We start from the raw sequence: 17,084 nt of genomic DNA, 5'->3' as shown, positions 1-17,084 counted from the left end.
CCTCCCCAAGGACTTACGGATCAACGCGCCGAAAACGCGGGTCCCGGGCCGGTGAAAAGTTTTTTGCCGCCGACCAATCCGAATCGCGTGCCGGCTCCGTATACCCGTCCGTCAAAGCAAGTCGGCACTGAGGACGGACGGCATGACACCTCTCTTCTCCAGGAGCGGCACGGGACGCACGGGCCTGGTCACGCTCATCTGTGGCGCGCTGGCAGCCGGAGGGCTCGCAGCCGCCGGCGTCGCCACGCTGGAACCCGGGGCGGCATCCGCCTCCTCCCACCGGGAGGCCCCGCTGATCTCGGGCACCCCGCAGTACGACAACACGGACCTGTACGCGTTCGTCAGCCCGGACAAGCCCGACACCACGACGATCGTGGCGAACTGGATCCCGTTCGAGGAGCCGGCGGGCGGCCCCAACTTCTACACGTTCGCCGACGACGCCCAGTACGACCTCCACATCGACAACAACGGGGACGCACAGGGCGAGTTGGTGTTCCGCTACACCTTCAAGACCCACACCAAGAACGGCAACACGTTCCTCTACAACACCGGTCCGGTCACCAGCCTGGACGACCCGGACCTCAACATCACGCAGACGTACGACATCGACCTCATCCGGCTGAAGAACCAGCACGAGATGTCGAAGACCAAGCTCGCCGACGACGTACCGGTGGCGCCGTCGAACGTCGGCAAGGCGTCCATGCCGGACTACGGCAAACTGCGGGCGCAGGCGGTGCACAAGACGGCGGGCGGCGCGGCCACCTTCGCCGGCCAGGCGGACGACCCGTTCTTCCTGGACCTCCGCGTCTTCGACCTGCTGTACGGCGGCAACCTCACCGAGGTCGGCCGGGACACGCTCAAGGGCTACAACGTCAACACGATCGCCCTCCAGGTCCCCAACGACCTGATCCGCGAGTCGTCGCACCAGCCGATCGTCGGCATCTGGTCCACCACCCAGCGCCGCAACGCGCAGGGCTACTACAGCCAGGTCTCGCGCCTCGGCAATCCGCTGGTCAACGAGGTCGTGAACCCGCAGAAGGACAAGGACAAGTTCAACGCGTCCCAGCCCTGGTACGACGCGCAGTTCCTGAAGAACGTCACCAACCCGGAGCTGCCGAAGCTCATCGAGGGGATCTACAAGATCAAGGCGCCGGCCGAGCCGCGCAACGACCTGGTCGACGTGTTCCTCAAGGGCGTCAAGGGCCTCAACCAGCCGCCGAACGTGAAGGCTTCGGAGCAGCTGCGGCTGAACACCTCGATCAAGCCGGCCATGCATCCCAAGCGGCTCGGTGTCCTGGACGGCGACAACGCGGGCTTCCCGAACGGCCGCCGGCTCAGCGACGACGTGATCGACGAGGCGCTGCAGGTCGTCGAGGGCGAACTGGTCGGCTCCAAGAACGACCTGGGTGACGCGGTCGACAAGAACGACAAGAAGTTCGAGAAGTACTTCCCGTACGTCGCCGAGCCCACGGCCGGCTCGCGCGGCCGGCTCGCCAAGGGGACGACCGCGGGCGCGGACGTGCGCAGCCAGCTCGGTGACGCCCTGCAGCCGGCCGGTTCCTCCTCCGGCGGCTCCGGCGACACCGTGCTGATCGCCGCCTCCGCGGCCTCCGGTGCGGCCGGGATCCTGCTGATCGTCACCGCCCTGGCGTGGTGGCGCCGGCGCATGCAGCGCGCGTACTGACACGCGCACCCCTCGAGACCGGCGCGGCCCGTTTTCCCCCTCCCCCACGGCGGGCCGCGCCTCCCACACGACCGACGGAGGAGAGGGCATGGGCCCGCGCACGCAGGACGACGAGAACGACGGCCGAAGCCCGAGCACGGCACCGCCTTCAGCTCCGGTGACGGAGACCTCCGGGACGGCCGGACACACGGAGGACGCACAGGACGCACAGGACGCACAGGACGCACAGGACATGGAGGGCACCCGGGACACGGAGAGCACGCGGAGCGGAGGCGCCGGTGACGGGGTGCCGGCGCCGGCGGGCGGGACCGCCGGGGAACGCCTGACCCGGGACGATGACGACGGCGGCGCCGAACCCGGAACCGCCCGCAGGGGCGAGGGCGACGGACCCGGCGACGACGAGCGGGTCGCTGCCGTGCGGCGGGTGCGGGACGCCGGACGGCGTCGGCGGGCCGGGCGGATGCTGGGGTGCGCCGCCCTGCTGGCGGTCGCGCTGACCGGCGGTGCGCTCGCCCTCGGTGCGGAGCGGACGCCGGCGTCCGAGCCGGTCGTCGCCGATGCCGTCGACCCCGCTGTCCTGGGCGGCGGGAACCTGGACGCGGGCATCGCCGCGCTCCAGACACATCTGCGGGCCCAGCCGAAGGACTCCGGCGGCTGGGCCACCCTCGGCCTGGCCTACGTGGAGCAGGCGCGCACCAGGGCCGATCCCTCCCGGTACCCGCAGGCGGAGCAGGCGCTGCGCCGGTCCCTGTCGCTGGCACCGGACAACGACCAGGCCCTGGCCGGCCGCGCCGCCCTCGCCGCCGCCCGGCACGACTTCACCGGCGCCCTGGCCCAGGCGGACGCGGCCCTGCGGCAGAACCCGTACAGCGAGCGCGCCCTGTCCTCCCGGGTCGACGCCCTGGTCGAACTCGGCCGGTACACCGACGCGTCCGAGGCCGCGAGGACCGCCGACACACGCAAGCCGGGCGTGCCGGTGTTCACCCGGTACGCGTACGTGCACGAGCTGCGCGGGGACGTCGGTACGGCACGCCGGGTCCTCCAGCAGGCCCTGACCGCCGCAACCGCCCCCGGCGACACCGCGTACGTGGCCACGCAGCTCGGCCAGCTCGCCTGGAACCAGGGCGACTACAGCACCGCACTCCACTACTACGCCCGCGCCCTGGCCGCCGACGACGCCTATCTCCCGGCGCTCGAAGGCCGGGCCCGCGCGCGGGCGGCGAACGGCGACCGCTCCGCGGCGATCAAGGACATGGAGGCGCTGGTCGCCCGCTCCCCGCTGCCCGGCCCGCTCGTCGAACTGGGCGAGCTGTACGAGGCCCGGGGCGCGGCCGGCGACCGGGCGCGCGCCCGCCGGCAGTACGCGCTCGTCGACGCCTGGACCGGGCTGGCCCGCGCCAACGGCGTCAACGCCGACCTGGACACCGCGCTGGCCGCCGCCGACCACGGTGACAAGGCGGCCGCCCTGCGCGCGGCCCGCGCCGAGTGGGCACGCCGGCACACGGTGCACACCGCGGACGCCCTCGCCTGGGCACTGCACGTCAACGGCCACGACGACGAGGCCCTGCCGTACGCCCGCCGGGCCACCGAGACCGGCTACCGCAACGCCGTCTTCCGCTACCACCGCGGAGTCGTCGAACTGGCCACCGGCCACCGTGCGGCCGGCCGCGCCTCGCTGGCCTCGGCCCTGAAGCTGAACCCCGGCTTCTCCCCGCTGGGCGCCGCGCAGGCCCGCAAGGCGCTGGAGGAGACCAAGTGAAGCCACGTCTGCTGTGCGTCCTCCTCGCCGCGTGCGGCCTCGCGCTCCTGCCGGCCGGCACCGCGGGCGCCCACCCCCTGGGGAACTTCACGGTCAACCGCTACGACGGCCTCGTCGCCGCTCCCGGGCAGCTCCGCATCGACCACGTGGAGGACCTGGCCGAGATCCCGGCCACGCAGGTCGAGCCCGAGTTCGAGCGGCTGGGACCGACCGCGTGGGCCGAACAGCGGTGCACGCGGGCCGCCACGGGCAGCAGGCTCACCGTCGACGGCCGTACGACCACGCTGACGGCCGCCCGCAGCAGCGCGCACCTGCGTCCCGGCCAGGCCGGGCTGCACACCCTGCGTGTGGTGTGCCGGCTGACCGCGCCACTGCCCCGCGGCGGCACCGTCACCCTCGGCTTCCACGGCGCGGGCGCCGCCGGTGGGCCCGGCTGGCGGGAGATCACCGCGCGGGGCGACCGGATGACGCTCACCGCGACGGACGTGCCGAAGACGTCGGTGTCGCGGGAACTCACCGCCTATCCCAAGGACCTGCTGTCCTCGCCCGCCGACACGAGCACGGCATCGCTGCGGGTACGGACCGGCGGTCCCGCCCTCGCCGACGACGTGGCGGCGCAGGCCGCCCCGGGTGCCGGGGTGCTCCCCCGCGGTGCCGACCGCTGGACCCGAGCCCTGGACGACCTGGTGGCCCGGCAGGACCTCACCATCGGCTTCGCGGCCCTCGCCCTGCTCATCGCGGTCGCGCTGGGTGCGATGCACGCGCTCGCGCCGGGCCACGGCAAGACCCTGATGGCCGCCACGGCAGCGGCTCGTGGGGGCCGCGCGCGGCTCCGGGACGTGCTGCCGCTGGCCGCGTCGGTCACCGTGACCCACACCCTCGGCGTGGTCGCCCTGGGCCTGCTGGTCACGGCCGGTTCCGCCGCCACGCCGACGGTGATCGCCTGGCTCGGCCTGGCCAGTGGCGCCCTGGTGCTGGCGGCGGGTGTCACCCTGCTCCGCCGGGCCTGGCACCTCCGGGCACAGGGCCCCGCGCACCCCCACTCACACGCCCATGCACGTATTCACCCGCACCCGCACCCGCACGAGGAGGTCAGGCAGCGGCAGTTGGCCGTGGTCGGCGCGGACGGCTCCGCCGGCCAGGGCTCCGACCACCATCACCACCACGAGCACGACCACGACCGCGACGACAGCCACACCCACGACCACGACGCCAGCCGCAGCCACACTCACCACCAGGACGACAGCCACAGCCACAGCGACCGTCACGGCCAGGGGGAGCACACCCACAGCGGCGATCACAGCCATGGGAGCCACACTCATGGAGGCCACACCCATGGGGGCCACACCCATGGAGGCCACACCCACAGCCACGGTGGGTACACCCACACCCACCCCGTCGCGCCCACAGTCCGCGGCACGATCCTGCTCGGGTTCGCCGGTGGGCTGGTGCCCAGTCCGTCCGCGGTGGTCGTGCTGGTCGGTGCCGCCGCGCTCGGCAAGGCGTGGTTCGGGCTGCTGCTGGTCACCGCCTACGGAGCGGGGCTCGCGCTGACACTCACGGCGGCCGGTTTCGCCGTCGTACGGCTGGGTTCGGGTGCGGCACGGGTGCTGGAGCGGCGCCCGCGCTGGACCGCGCACCCGATGGCAGCCCTGGTGCGCCGGACCCTGCCGCTGGTGTCCGCGCTCGTCGTCGTCGCGCTGGGTACCGGATTGGTGCTCAAGGGGGCCGCATCCGCGCTGGGCTGAGCTACTTTTGTGGAGAATTCGCGCGAGATGCCTTGGGGGGCGCCCGTGTCCGAAGAGCCGGGCCGTGAACGTGTGATCGCGGGCCGTTACCGTCTGCTGTCCCCGCTCGGAGAGGGCGGGATGGGGACCGTCTGGCGCGCCCGCGACGAAGTGCTGCACCGCGAGGTGGCCGTCAAGGAGGTGCGGGCCCCGGCCGGGCTGCCCGCCTCCGAGGTCGAGCGGATGTACGCACGCCTGGAGCGGGAGGCGTGGGCGGCCGCCCGGGTCGCGAACCGCAACGTGGTCACGGTGTACGACGTGGCGATGGAGGGCGGCCGGCCGTGGATCGTGATGGAGCTGGTGCGCGGGCTGTCGCTCGCCGACCAGTTGGAGTCGGACGGTCCGCTGCCGCCGCAGCGGGCCGCGCACATCGGTGCCGAGGTGCTGTCCGCGCTGCGCGCCGCGCACTCCGCCGGCGTGCTGCACCGGGACGTGAAGCCGGCCAACGTGCTGCTGGCCGACGACGGGAGGGTGGTCCTCAGCGACTTCGGGATCGCCACGGTGGAGGGCAGTTCCGCGCTGACCATGACCGGTGAGGTGATCGGGTCGCCCGAGTTCCTCGCGCCGGAGCGCGCGTTGGGGCGCACGCCGGGCCCGGAGTCGGACCTGTGGTCGCTGGGTGTGCTGCTGTACGCGGCCGTCGAGGGCATCTCCCCGTTCCGGCAGGACACCCCGCTCAGCACGTTGCGGGCGGTGGTGGACGAGGAGTTGCCGCCGCCGCGCTGGGCGGGTCCGCTCGCGCCCGTCATCAGAGGGCTGTTGCGCAAGGACCCCGCGGAACGGCTGCCGGCCGAGCAGGCGGAGCGGGACCTGCGGCTGGTCGCGGCGGGCGGGACGCCCCGGTCGGACACCGCGCCCACGGCGTCGCCGTACACGCCGTACACGCCGACGACGGCGGCCCGGCCCGCGGAGCCGGCCGGCACCACGCCGGTGCCGCTGCCCGGCGGACACCCCGGACCCGGCACCACGGCAGCCGTTCCCGGGCGAGGGCCGGAGCGGGGAACGGAGCGCAACCGCCGTGCCGCAGTCGTGCTGGTGGCGGGGGTGGTCGCGGTCGCGCTGGCACTGGCGGGACTGACGTACGCCCTGCTGCACCGCGACCACGGTGACGGGCGGGAGACCGACACCGCGAGCAAGGGCGGGGCGAGCCGCGAGGTGCGCTCCCCCACACCGAGTGCCGCCACCGACACGGACGCGAACACGGACACGGGGGGCGCGTCACCCGCGCACAGCAGCGCTTCGGCGAGCGGCGGGCCGGCCCAGTCGGTGACCGTCACCCTGACCGGCGCGCACACGACGTACGCCGGGACCTGTCCGCCTGCGGACGGGCAGGCGCCGGAGTTCACGGCGGCGTTCACGGTGCGGCGGCTGCCCGCGCAGGTGGAGTACCGGTGGGTGCTCGCGCACGGGTCGGTGTCGGACCCCGGCTGGAAGACGCTGCCGTTCCCGGCGGCCGGGCCGCGCACCCGGCAGCAGCAGGTGACGGTGAGGGCGTATCCCGGGGGCGGGACGGTCACGAACGAGATCAGCGTGGAGGTGCGCAGCCCGGTGCGGGCCACGTCGAACGCGGTGCCGTTCTCGGTCACCTGTACGGCGGCGACGGAGACCCCGTCGGGCGGGGCCTCCGCCTCACCGTCCGGTTCGCCCTGAGCGACGCCCCGGGACGTTCACCCTCACGGGCGAGCCCGTACGGGTCACGCCGCGTTCGTGAGCACCGGCAGGTAGCCGCCGGACTGGCCGGCCGCGGTGGGGTGGTACGACTCACCGATGTTGAGCCAGTTGACGCTGTGCAGCCAGGAGTTGCTGGAGCAGATCTCGTGGCCGGTGAACGTGGTGCGCACGTCGCCGAAGACGAAGTCGTGGGCGGTGGCGCGGGCCTTGACGGCGGCGTCGATGTAGTCGGCGGCGCCGTTGATCGCGGACCGCTTGGCCTCGGAGAGGCCCAGGCAGGACTGGCCGAGCAGGTAGAAGCGCGGGTAGCCGATGACGACGACCCGGGCCGACGGGGCTTTGGCGCTGATCGCGTTGTAGACGGTGTCCAGCTTGCCGGGGAGCGTGGAGTCGACGTACGCCTTGGCAGTGTTGATCTTCGAGATGCAGGCGCTGTCGGACTGGAGAACACAGGTCGTCATGACGTCGGCGAATCCGGCGTCGTTGCCGCCGATGGTGATGGACACCAGTGAGGTGGACGAGTTCAGCGAGCCGAGCTGGTTGGCGAGCACGTCGTCCGTCTTCGCGCCCGAGCAGGCGTTGAAGGCGAACGAGGACGGGCCGTGGGCGGCGTTCCAGAGGTACGGGTACGCCTTGGTGCTGCGGTTGCAGCTGCCGCTGGAGCTGATGTAGCTGCCGGCGCCCACCCCGGAGGAGTAGGAGTCGCCGAGCGCCACATAGCCGCCGGCCGCGGCTGTCGAGGAGGCCTGCGCCGAAGCGGCCCCGGAGAGACCGAGGCCGGCGGCGAGAAGGAGCGAGGTCACGAATCCGGTAAGTCGGGAACGTCTCATGGAACCTCCCTTTAGCAGGATCTCTGCCTCAACTTTCGTAGCAACTACGCGTGTTGACGGGAAGTGTCCATGCCAAAACTTTTTCGGTCTCAACCGGATCGGCTCACATCGTTCACCGTGCATGTATTACGTGTGCATGTCAGGTCAGTTGACGCCGGGTCAACCGACCGGAAGGGAACGTTTGTGTGCGAGGAGCCGTCTTCTTGACGGCCCACCGGGGTCTGCGCCACATTGAAGCCCGGCATCCGGCGCGTCGGGGGGCAAAGTCGCCAATGCAGACCTTACGCATCAAGACACCTTCGCCGGACGGCTCCGCAGCGGACGCCGGCCGGGCACGGCCAGGACCGGGGAGGGACCTGTCGCCGCTGCTCGCCGGGGCCGCCACCGCCGTCGCGGTGGCCGGTGCGCTACTCGCGCTCGCCGACACCGCCACACCGCTGCGCGCCCCGTGCACGCTGTTCTTCCTGCTCATGGCGCCGGCCGTGGCGATCGCCGCCGCACTGCGCGGACTGGATCCGTTCGGCCGCGCGGTGGCCGCTCTTGCGGGTTCGGTCGCCGTGAACATGCTGGTTGCCCAGGGCATGCTGGCCGTGCACCGCTGGTCGGCACGCGGCGGCCTGGTCGCGGTGACCGGGCTGAGCCTGGTGCTCCTCCTCCTGGTGCTGCTCCGGGAGCGAATTTCCGGAAAACGCCCGCAGAAGTGAACGAGGTGGGCCAAGGTTATGTAAGGGTCAAACCAGTAAAAACGTAAGGCACCGTTCCGGGTCTTGCGTTTCGGGTTCAACCGTCAATACCGTCATACATCTCACCCGCACCGGATCGTCGGCACACGGCTCAGGGGAGGGCTCAGGGCCACGGCGGCTCCGGAGCGGGGCGCGGTAGGGGGGTGCCGTGCTCGGTGACCGCAACTGTGACCGAGTCGTGCCGCGCGACCGGCTGCCGTCGTTTTCCGGCAGGCCGGCCAGCTTTGCCAGCTCTTCTGCGGACAGGGAGACCGCTCCGGGCACCGGCCCGGAGACCGGCTCGCCGTGCCGAAGACGAGAACCCCCCTTTCGAACCGGACACAGAGCCGGGCCGCCCCCGGGCGGGCGGTCCGCCGGACGAGAGGGAAACACCGACATGAGTTCCGTTCTGCGCCCGCCCAGTGCGGGTCAAGATCCTCTGTTCGCCGCCCACTACCGCCCCATCTCCTCTCACCTGGCGATCACTCCGCCGGTGAGCGTGGTGATCCCCGCCATGAACGAGGCGGAGAATCTGCCCTACGTCTTCAAGACGCTGCCCGACTGGATCCACGAAGTGGTCCTGGTGGACGGCAACTCCACGGACGACACCGTCGACGTGGCACGCTCCCTCCGGCCGGACGTCAAGGTGGTCGGCCAGCAGGGCAAGGGCAAGGGGGACGCCCTGACCACCGGCTTCGAGGCCTGCACCGGCGACATCATCGTGATGGTCGACGCCGACGGCTCGGCCGACGGCGGCGAGATCGTGTCGTACGTCTCCGCGCTGGTATCCGGCGCCGACTTCGCCAAGGGCTCGCGCTTCGCCAACGGCGGCGGCACGGACGACATGACCTTCATCCGCAAGCTCGGCAACTGGGCGCTGTGCACCATCGTCAACCGCAAGTTCGGCGCCCGGTACACCGACCTGTGCTACGGGTACAACGCGTTCTGGCGGCACTGCCTGGACAAGATCGAACTCGACTGCACCGGCTTCGAGGTCGAGACGCTGATGAACATCAGAGTGGTCAAGGCGGGCCTGAAGGTCCAGGAGATCCCGAGCCACGAGTACCTCCGCATCCACGGCACCAGCAACCTGCGGGCCGTGCGCGACGGGTTCCGGGTGCTGAAGGTGATCCTCGGCGAGCGCTCCAACCGGCGCGAGCTGCGCCGCCAGGAACACCACTCCCCGCTGCTCGACACGGTCGGGGGAGAGGTGTCTTGACGGATCCCGGCATCTCCGTCGTGATCTGCGTGTACACCGAGGACCGCTGGCGGGACATCCTCGCGGCGGTCTCCTCGGTGCGCGCGCAGTCGTACCCGGCGCTGGAGACGCTCCTGGTCGTGGACCACAACCCGGCCCTGAAGGACCGGCTGGACCACGAGTACAAGGCGACCGACGGCATCCGGGTACTGCCCAACGCCGGGCCGCGCGGCCTCTCCGCGGGCCGCAACACCGGCATCGCCGCCTCCCGCGGCGAGGTCATCGCCTTCCTGGACGACGACGCCGTCGCCGAACGGGACTGGCTGCGCCGCTTCGCCGAGGGGTACGCCGATCCGCGGGTGCTGGCGGTCGGCGGCCGTACCGAGCCGGTCTGGGCGTCGGGCCGGCGGCCGGCCTGGTTCCCGGAGGAGTTCGACTGGGTGGTGGGCTGCACCTACCGGGGGCTGCCGGCGGGCCGGGTCCGGGTGCGCAACGTGCTCGGCGGCAACGCCTCCTTCCGGCGTACGGCGTTCGAGGCTGCGGGCGGCTTCGCCACCGGCATCGGCCGCGACGGCGACCGCCGCCCGCTGGGCTGCGAGGAGACGGAACTGTGCATCCGCCTCACCCGGGCCCGCCCCGACGCCGTCCTGCTCATCGACGACCGTGCGGTGATCCACCACCGGGTGCCCGCACCCCGCGAGCACTTCGCCTACTTCCGCACCCGCACGTATGCCGAGGGCCTGTCCAAGGCGCTGGTGACGAGGAGCGTCGGCGCGGACAAGGGCCTGGAGTCCGAACGCCGGTACACCACGCGCGTGTTGCCGGCCGGGGTCGCCCGGGGCCTGCGGGACGCGCTGCTCGGCCGGCGCGGCGGAGCAGGACGGGCGGGCGCGATCGTCGCGGGTGTGCTGAGCGCCGCCGGCGGCTACGCGGTGGGCAGCCTGCGCGCGCGGCGCGCCGGTACGGCCTTCTCGTCGTCACCGATCCCGCAGAGCGACGATCCGACCTCGAGCGAACGGATCCCGGCAAACGGCGAACCGACCCGGAGCACACCAACCCCCACAAACAGCGAACCGACCCCGAGCACACCAACCCCCACAAACAGCGAACCGACCGCGAGCACACCGACCCCCGTAAGCGGCGAACCGACCGCGAGCACACCGGCCCCGGCAAGCGGCGAACCAGCTTCGGGCGTGGCGGCTTCCGGCGGTGCGCATGAATGACGCGCCCGTGCCCATCCTCATGTACCACTCCGTCGCCGACGCACCCAACGACGCCACCCGCGCGCTGTCCGTCCCGCCGGAGGCGTTCGCGGAACAGATGGCGCTCATCGCCGACCTGGGTCTGACCCCGGTCAGCACCGCCGACCTCGCGGCCCGCTGGCGCTCCGGCCGCCCGCTGCCCGCCCGGCCGGTGCTGATCACCTTCGACGACGGCTACGAGGGCGTGCACCGGCACGCGCTGCCCGTACTCGCCGGACACGGCTTCCCGGCCACCCTGTTCGTCACCACCGGCTGGCTGAGGGGCACCCACCACACCGGGGGCGGCCTGGACACCATGCTCGACTGGGACCAGGTGCGCGAACTGGCCTCGGCAGGCGTCGAGATCGGCGGGCACAGCCACACCCATCCGCAGCTCGACCAGCTCCCCGGCCCCGCGCTGCGCACGGAGCTGACCCGCTGCACGGAGATCGTCAGGACCGAACTCGGCGCGCCCCCGGTGTCGTTCGCCTACCCGTACGGCTACTCGAGCCGCCGGGTCCGCCTGGCCGTGCGCGCTGCCGGGTACGCCCAGGCGCTCGCCGTCGGCAACGGACTCGCCCGCCGCCGGCAGGGCCCGTACGCGCTGCGGCGGCTCACGGTCCGCCGGAGCACGGACCCCGGGGAGTTCGAGCGGCTGCTCGACGGCCGTGCCATCGCCCGCACCTTCGCCAGGGACCGCGCCCTCACCAAGGGCTACGCCCTCGTCCGCAGAGCCCGCCAGGTCCGCCGGAAGGCCATCCGTACCCGTGTCTGACACGACCACCACGACCGAGACCGCGACGCCCGGCGCGCCGGCGCCCGAGAAGAACGGGCGCCGGCTGCGGCTGCCCGGCACCGGCCGGTCCGCGGGCGGCAGCCCGCTGTTCCGCAACGCGTACGCGCTGATGCTGAACACCGGCATCTCCGCCGTGCTCGGACTGGGCTTCTGGCTGGCCGCCGCCCGCTACTACTCCGAGTCGGCGGTCGGCCAGGGCTCGGCCGCCATCGCCGCGATGAAGTTCCTGGCCGGGCTGACCGCCGTGACCCTGACCGGCGCCCTGGCCCGGTTCATCCCGGTCTCCGGACGGCGTACGGGCAGGCTCATCTTCCGTACGTACGCGAGCAGTTCCCTGATCGTGGCGCTCGCGGGCGGCGTCTTCCTGCTGACCCTGGACGCCTGGGGGCCGTCGTACCGGTTCCTGCACGGGACGGTCAACGGGCTCGGCTTCGTCCTGGCCGTCATCGCCTGGAACGTGCTCACCCTTCAGGACGGCGTGCTGACGGGGCTGCGCAGCGCGACCTGGGTCCCGGTGGGCAACACCGTGTTCTCGGCGGTGAAGCTGGCCCTGCTCGTCGCGTTCGCCGTCGCCATTCCGGCCACCGGGGTGTTCGTCTCCTGGGTGGCCGCGATCGCGACGTCGGTGGTGCCGCTGGGCTGGCTGGTCTTCCGGCGGCTGGTGCCCCGGCACGTCGAGGCGACCGCGGGGCACGTCGAACCGCCCACGCCGAAGCAGGTCGGCAGGTTCCTGGCCGGGGACTACACCGGTTCGCTGTTCTCGCTCGCCGTGGTCTACCTGGTGCCGGTCCTGGTCGCCTCGCAGGTCAGCTCCGCGGAGAACGCCTTCTTCTACATCGCCACCACCATCGGCGGCACCACCGACCTGCTCGCCATCAACATGGGCGCGTCCCTGACGGTCGAGGGCTCGCACGACCCCGGCCGGCTGGCCGCCAACACCCGGGCCGCGCTCAAGCGGATGGCCCGGATCATGCTGCCGATCGCGGGCCTGTGGATCATCGGGGCGCCCCTGATCCTCGGTGTCTTCGGCGGCGGCTACGCGGACGCGGCGACCCCGCTGCTGCGCTGGCTCGCGGTCGGATCCGTGCTCAGGGTCGTCATCGAGACGTACTTCGCGGTGCTGCGCGCACGGAGCCGCACCGCCGGACTCGCCTGGCTGCAGGGCCTGTTGTGCGTGCTCACACTGGGCCTGACCATGCTGCTCCTGCCCCGTATGGGGCTGACCGGCGCGGGCGTCGCCGAGGCCGCCAGCCTCGCGGTGATCGCGGCGATCGCGGCGCCGAGGCTGTGGAAGACGCTCAGGACCGCGCCCGCCGACGCGCCCGAAGCGACGGCACCGGACGGGGACCTCGCCGACCTGGGGACCTCGCTCCCCCACTCCCGGCTGCACGCCGGCGAGACGACCGCCGTCGACCCGGCCGCCGCCGCGGAGCACCGGCCCGGCCCGGCCTGGGCGCTGGATCCCGACACCCTGGCCCTCGGCATCCCGGTCGACTTCGACCATGTGGAGCGCCGGCCGGACGTCCGCCCTGGGCCGGGCACACCTCCCGCGGGCACCCGGATTCCGCTGCCGGCCGGGCACCAACCGGCGGGAGCGGAACCGGAGGACGCCAGACCGGTGTATTCCATACCGGTGGACGCCGTACGCGAGGACGCCGAACCCGAGGACGCGGTGCCCGAGGGCGCCGCAGCCGATGACGCCGTGCGTGGGGGCGCCGTGCCTGGCGGGCCGGCGTCGGCCCCCGCCCGCGGGCGCCCGCTGCCCACCCGGGCCGGTGTCGTCCTCGGCTGTCTGCTGGTCGCCGCGCTGCTGCTGTACTGGGGGCCGGCGCTGCGGCTCGGCGAGACGGACCTGGACCGGATGGGCGGACTGGGACTGGTCTCGGTGCTGCCGTTGCCGACCCTGGCCGGGGCCGCGCTGCTGATCACGGTGTTCGCCGCGCTGCTCTGGCTGCGCCGCGAGCACCGGGCGCTGCTGCTGGTCACACTGCTGGCCACCGTGGTCTCGCTGCACGCGCTGCCCGCGGTGATCGAGGCCGAGCCGCGGTTCCCGACCGCCTGGCAGCACCTCGGGTTCATCGACTACATCGACCGGACCGGCTCGGCCGTACCGGACCTGGACGCCCGCTGGAGCTGGCCGGGCTTCTTCGCGGTGGCGGCCTTCGTCGGCCGGTCGTGCGGGGTGTCCGACTTCACCGAGGTCATCCGCTGGTGGCCGACGGCCGTCCAACTCGCCTACCTGGCACCCATGTTCCTGCTGGCCCGGACCCTGCGGGCGAGCTGGCGGGCGAAATGGACCGGCGTGTGGATCTTCGTGCTGAGCGGCTGGGTCGGCCAGGACTACTTCTCCCCGCAGGGCTTCACCTATCTGCTGTACCTGGCGTTCGTGGCGATCCTGCTGGTCTGGTTCCGGCCGCCCCGGGTGATCTGGGCGAAGTTCCGCCCCGGCGAGGCCGAGGTGGAGCCGGCCGGCCGGCGCCAGCGGGCCGTGCTGCTGCTGGTGCTGATCGGCCTCTACGCGGCGAGCGTGCCGGCGCACCAGCTCACCCCGTTCGTGATGCTGGGCGTGCTCGCGGCCCTCGTCCTGCTCGGCCGGTCCGAACTGCGCGGCCTGCCGCTGCTGTTCGCGGTGCTGGTCGCGGTCTGGGTCGGCTTCATGGCCGAGCCGTACTGGTCCGGGCACTTCGACGACCTCTTCGGCGGGATCGGCGGCGTCGGCAGCAATGTCTCGACGTCGGTCTCCGGCCGTATCCAGGGCGGCGATCCGACCCACAAGCTGGTGCTCTACGTGCGGGTGCTGCTGGCCGGTTCGGTGCTGGCCCTGGCCTGCTGGGGCTGGCTGCGCCGCCGCCGGCTCCGGTACCGCGAACGGTCCCTGCTGGTCCTCACCTTCGTACCGTTCCTGGGCTTCGGGATGCAGTCCTACGGCGGTGAGATGGCGCTGCGGGTCTTCATGTTCGCGGTGCCGGGTGCGGCCCTGCTCGGCGGGCTCGCGCTCTTCCCGCGCGCCGGCGCCACGGCGCGGGAACGCGCACAGGAGCGGCGGTGGCTCGCCGTGCCGGCCGCGTTGCTCGCCGGGCTGCTGCTGATGGGCGGCTTCCTGGTGGCCCGCTGGGGCAACGAGCCGTTCGAGCGGACCCGGCCCGGCGAGGTCGCCGCGATGAACTGGGTGTACGCCCACGACAAGCCGACGGCACGACTGCTGTGGCTCACCCAGGACGAGGTCAACGACGTGACGCCGGCGCTGCCGTGGGGCGCACGGGACATGGAGCGGGTGAACTATGTGCCGACGCTCGCGCCGGTCGACCCGATGCTGGTGTCGGGCCTGGTCAAGGCGCTCAAGGACGCCGGTCCGAACTCCTATCTGATGATCAACCGGAGTCAGGTGACCTATCTGGAGATGGACGCGGGCTACCCGGTGACCTGGGCGCCCCGGCTGATCGGGAACCTGGACGCCCGGCAGGAGCTGACCAGGGTGCTCACCAACGACGACGTCACCGTCTATGCGCTGCGCAAGCAGCCGGCGGCCCCGGTGCCGGAGCCGGCTCCGGGGCCGATCGGGCCGCAGGTGACGTGGACGCCCTGGTCGGTGGTCGGGGCGCTGGCCGCCGTCGTCCTGGTCGTGCTGCTGGCCGTCCGCGAGCTGGTCCGGGTCGCGGTCCGGCCGAGCGTGCGCCAGCTGCGGTTGCTCCAGGGCAGTTTCTGGTTCTCGCTGCCGCTGCTGGCGGTGGTGCTGGCCTCGCTGGTGCAGCGGTTCCTGACGATGAAGTGAGGGCGGGGCGGCTCAGCGGTCGAGCCACTTCACCTCGTAGGCGCCCAGGTCGAACCGCTCGCCGTCGACCTGGGCGTCGATCGTCCGGCCGAGGGTGTTGACGACGAGGACGGTCTTGTCGGTGGCCAGGACGCGGACGTTGGGCGCGTCGTCGGGGGCGACGGAGACGGTCTCGTACCGCGTGCCCGGCGGGAACTCCGCGGCGAACCGGGTCACCAGGCCGTACATGGGGAGGGGCTTTCCGCCGCCGGCGGTGTCGGTCGGGGACCACAGGCAGCCGGGGCAACCGCCGGTCCTCTCCTCCGGGTTCCAGTAGAAGCCGGTGTCGGCGCCGCCCCGCACCATGGCGATCATGCCGGTGGCCTGGACGGCGACCCGGTGCGGTTCGGACCAGCCCTTGCGCTCGTCGTTGCCGTCGCCGGGTTCGACGTAGTACTCGGCCCACCACAGGGGCAGGTCGTGGGTCTGCCGCCGTACCCATGCGCTGACGGCGGTGAGTTTCCCGGTGGCCGCGAACTCGTCCGGGAGTAGTTCGTCGTCCCGGGTGTAGCTGGAGCCGTCGACCACGGTGAAGTCGGCGCCCGCCTTGTGGGCGTTCCAGTAGGAGAAGGCGTCCAGGACCCGCCGGTCCATGGCGCCCCAGGCACCCTCGAGCGCGGTGGAGGCGTTCGGGTCGCGTGGGTCGACGCTGTCCATGACCAGGTACGGGCCGCCGACCATGATGTCCTTGTCGACCTTCTTCAGCGCCCGGTACACGAGGTTGTACATCCGGGTGTAACCCTCGTAGTCCCAGCGGGCCTCGGCGTCGTTCCAGAAGCCCTTGAACTCGTTCCAGACGATGAAGTGCCGCACGTCCGGGTAGCGCCGGGCGACGGTCGCGGCGAGGTCGGCGAAGTCCTGGTAGTGGCCGGGGGTGGGCGGGGTCTCCAGCGCGGCCTGGCTCCAGTCGGTGCGGCCGGCGCCGGCCCTGCCGCCCTTCATCCAGTCCGGTGAGCAGCACAGCGTGATCACCGGGGTGCCGCCGGAGGCGCGGACGAAGTCGATGCGGCGGTCCAGCGCGCCGAAGTCGTAGTGTCCCTCGACCGGTTCGGGGTTGTCGGCGCCCCAGCCCATGATGTGCTGGTTCTGCGGCAGCCCGCGGCTTTGGCCGAGGAGTTGCTGCACGCGTGCGGTGGCGGCCGCCGGACCCTGGTCGGCGCTGTACTGGGTGTGCGTGAAGCCCCAGCCGACGTACGGTTCCGGCTTTCCGGCCGGGGTGGCCGGGGTGCCGTGCACCTTGTCGCCGTCGCGTGTGGTGCCGGCGGTGCTCGGGCCGCCGGGCAGCGTGCCGATCAGGGTCACCGCCAGGGCCAGCACGGCCGCACCCACACCGAGCAGGGCGGCGAGCCGCCACCGCCGATTCCGCGCATCCCACCCATCACGTCGCATCGAGGACACAGTAATGGCCGGAGCCCGCCGGGGAGCAGGTCTTGGGAACACCCGGGCGAGCACGGCACCGCGTGCACCGCACGGCGCTGTTCCGGCCCCGAGCCCGCGCGGCGCGTGGCCGGCCGGCCACAGGGGACCCGCGGTACCGGACCCTTCTTCCGGCGGAGCGTTTTGCGGTGGAAATGCCGTGCGCGGA

10 protein-coding genes and 1 pseudogene are annotated in these 17,084 nt (G+C 72.5%); 9 read left to right on the top strand and 2 right to left on the bottom strand.

Annotation, left to right across the window (positions count from 1 at the left end):
* Positions 1-142 precede the first annotated feature (142 nt).
* From JK359_RS30490 to JK359_RS30475, 4 genes are all read left to right on the top strand, one after another.
* Positions 143-1,684, top strand: coding sequence for a DUF4331 domain-containing protein (locus JK359_RS30490; protein WP_201842450.1), 1,542 nt, complete (start codon positions 143-145; stop codon positions 1,682-1,684).
* Between the two features lie 88 nt (positions 1,685-1,772).
* Entirely contained in the window at positions 1,773-3,443 is a 1,671-nt protein-coding gene (locus JK359_RS30485) for a tetratricopeptide repeat protein (protein ID WP_236678679.1), read from the top strand.
* The gene (locus tag JK359_RS30480; protein WP_201842448.1) at positions 3,440-5,191 is read left to right on the top strand and encodes a sulfite exporter TauE/SafE family protein; all 1,752 of its coding nucleotides are present in this window, start codon (positions 3,440-3,442) and stop codon (positions 5,189-5,191) included. The genes JK359_RS30485 and JK359_RS30480 overlap by 4 nt, the downstream gene beginning before the upstream one ends.
* A gap of 45 nt (positions 5,192-5,236) precedes the next feature.
* The gene (locus JK359_RS30475; protein WP_201842446.1) at positions 5,237-6,880 is read left to right on the top strand and encodes a serine/threonine-protein kinase; all 1,644 of its coding nucleotides are present in this window, start codon (positions 5,237-5,239) and stop codon (positions 6,878-6,880) included.
* Between the two features lie 44 nt (positions 6,881-6,924).
* Here JK359_RS30475 and JK359_RS30470 read toward each other — a convergent pair whose 3' ends face one another.
* Positions 6,925-7,731: an SGNH/GDSL hydrolase family protein gene (locus JK359_RS30470; protein ID WP_201842444.1), complete on the bottom strand. Its 807-nt coding sequence runs from the start codon at positions 7,729-7,731 to the stop codon at positions 6,925-6,927.
* A 272-nt stretch (positions 7,732-8,003) separates the two neighbouring features.
* On the opposite strand from JK359_RS30470, the gene JK359_RS30465 reads away from it, so the two are divergent.
* The 5 genes and pseudogenes from JK359_RS30465 (at position 8,004) to JK359_RS30445 (ending at position 15,460) form a co-directional block, all read left to right on the top strand.
* Positions 8,004-8,435, top strand: a complete 432-nt coding sequence (locus JK359_RS30465) for a hypothetical protein (protein ID WP_236678677.1) — start codon at positions 8,004-8,006, stop codon at positions 8,433-8,435.
* Positions 8,436-8,850: 415 nt separating this feature from the next.
* Positions 8,851-9,672 (top strand): glycosyltransferase family 2 protein, encoded by an 822-nt coding sequence (locus JK359_RS30460; protein ID WP_201842442.1) that lies wholly within the window; start codon positions 8,851-8,853, stop codon positions 9,670-9,672.
* Positions 9,669-10,637, top strand: a pseudogene (locus JK359_RS30455) (glycosyltransferase family 2 protein); the annotation flags it as partial. The gene JK359_RS30460 and the pseudogene JK359_RS30455, both read left to right, overlap by 4 nt.
* Before the next feature lie 229 nt (positions 10,638-10,866).
* Positions 10,867-11,667: a polysaccharide deacetylase family protein gene (locus JK359_RS30450; RefSeq protein ID WP_201842440.1), complete on the top strand. Its 801-nt coding sequence runs from the start codon at positions 10,867-10,869 to the stop codon at positions 11,665-11,667.
* A complete protein-coding gene (locus tag JK359_RS30445) occupies positions 11,660-15,460 on the top strand; it encodes a lipopolysaccharide biosynthesis protein (protein ID WP_201842438.1) in 3,801 nt (1,266 codons plus the stop codon). Before JK359_RS30450 ends, JK359_RS30445 begins: the two co-directional genes overlap by 8 nt.
* Positions 15,461-15,472: 12 nt before the next feature.
* Here the strand turns inward: JK359_RS30445 and JK359_RS30440 are convergent, their stop codons facing one another.
* The gene (locus JK359_RS30440) at positions 15,473-16,888 is read right to left on the bottom strand and encodes a GH39 family glycosyl hydrolase (RefSeq protein ID WP_201842436.1); all 1,416 of its coding nucleotides are present in this window, start codon (positions 16,886-16,888) and stop codon (positions 15,473-15,475) included.
* Positions 16,889-17,084: the final 196 nt, after the last annotated feature.

It is taken from the genome of Streptomyces actinomycinicus, from assembly GCF_016741775.1.
In the GTDB taxonomy this organism is placed as follows: domain Bacteria; phylum Actinomycetota; class Actinomycetes; order Streptomycetales; family Streptomycetaceae; genus Streptomyces; species Streptomyces actinomycinicus.
This window is presented reverse-complemented; position numbering and strand designations above follow the sequence as displayed.

Coding starts and splice junctions, on each gene's coding strand:
- JK359_RS30485 (WP_236678679.1), top strand. CDS start 1,773: ATGGGCCCGCGCACGCAGGACGACGAGAACGACGGCCGAAGCCCGAGC.
- JK359_RS30465 (WP_236678677.1), top strand. CDS start 8,004: ATGCAGACCTTACGCATCAAGACACCTTCGCCGGACGGCTCCGCAGCG.
- JK359_RS30440 (WP_201842436.1), bottom strand. CDS start 16,888: ATGCGACGTGATGGGTGGGATGCGCGGAATCGGCGGTGGCGGCTCGCC.
- JK359_RS30460 (WP_201842442.1), top strand. CDS start 8,851: ATGAGTTCCGTTCTGCGCCCGCCCAGTGCGGGTCAAGATCCTCTGTTC.
- JK359_RS30490 (WP_201842450.1), top strand. CDS start 143: ATGACACCTCTCTTCTCCAGGAGCGGCACGGGACGCACGGGCCTGGTC.
- JK359_RS30450 (WP_201842440.1), top strand. CDS start 10,867: ATGAATGACGCGCCCGTGCCCATCCTCATGTACCACTCCGTCGCCGAC.
- JK359_RS30470 (WP_201842444.1), bottom strand. CDS start 7,731: ATGAGACGTTCCCGACTTACCGGATTCGTGACCTCGCTCCTTCTCGCC.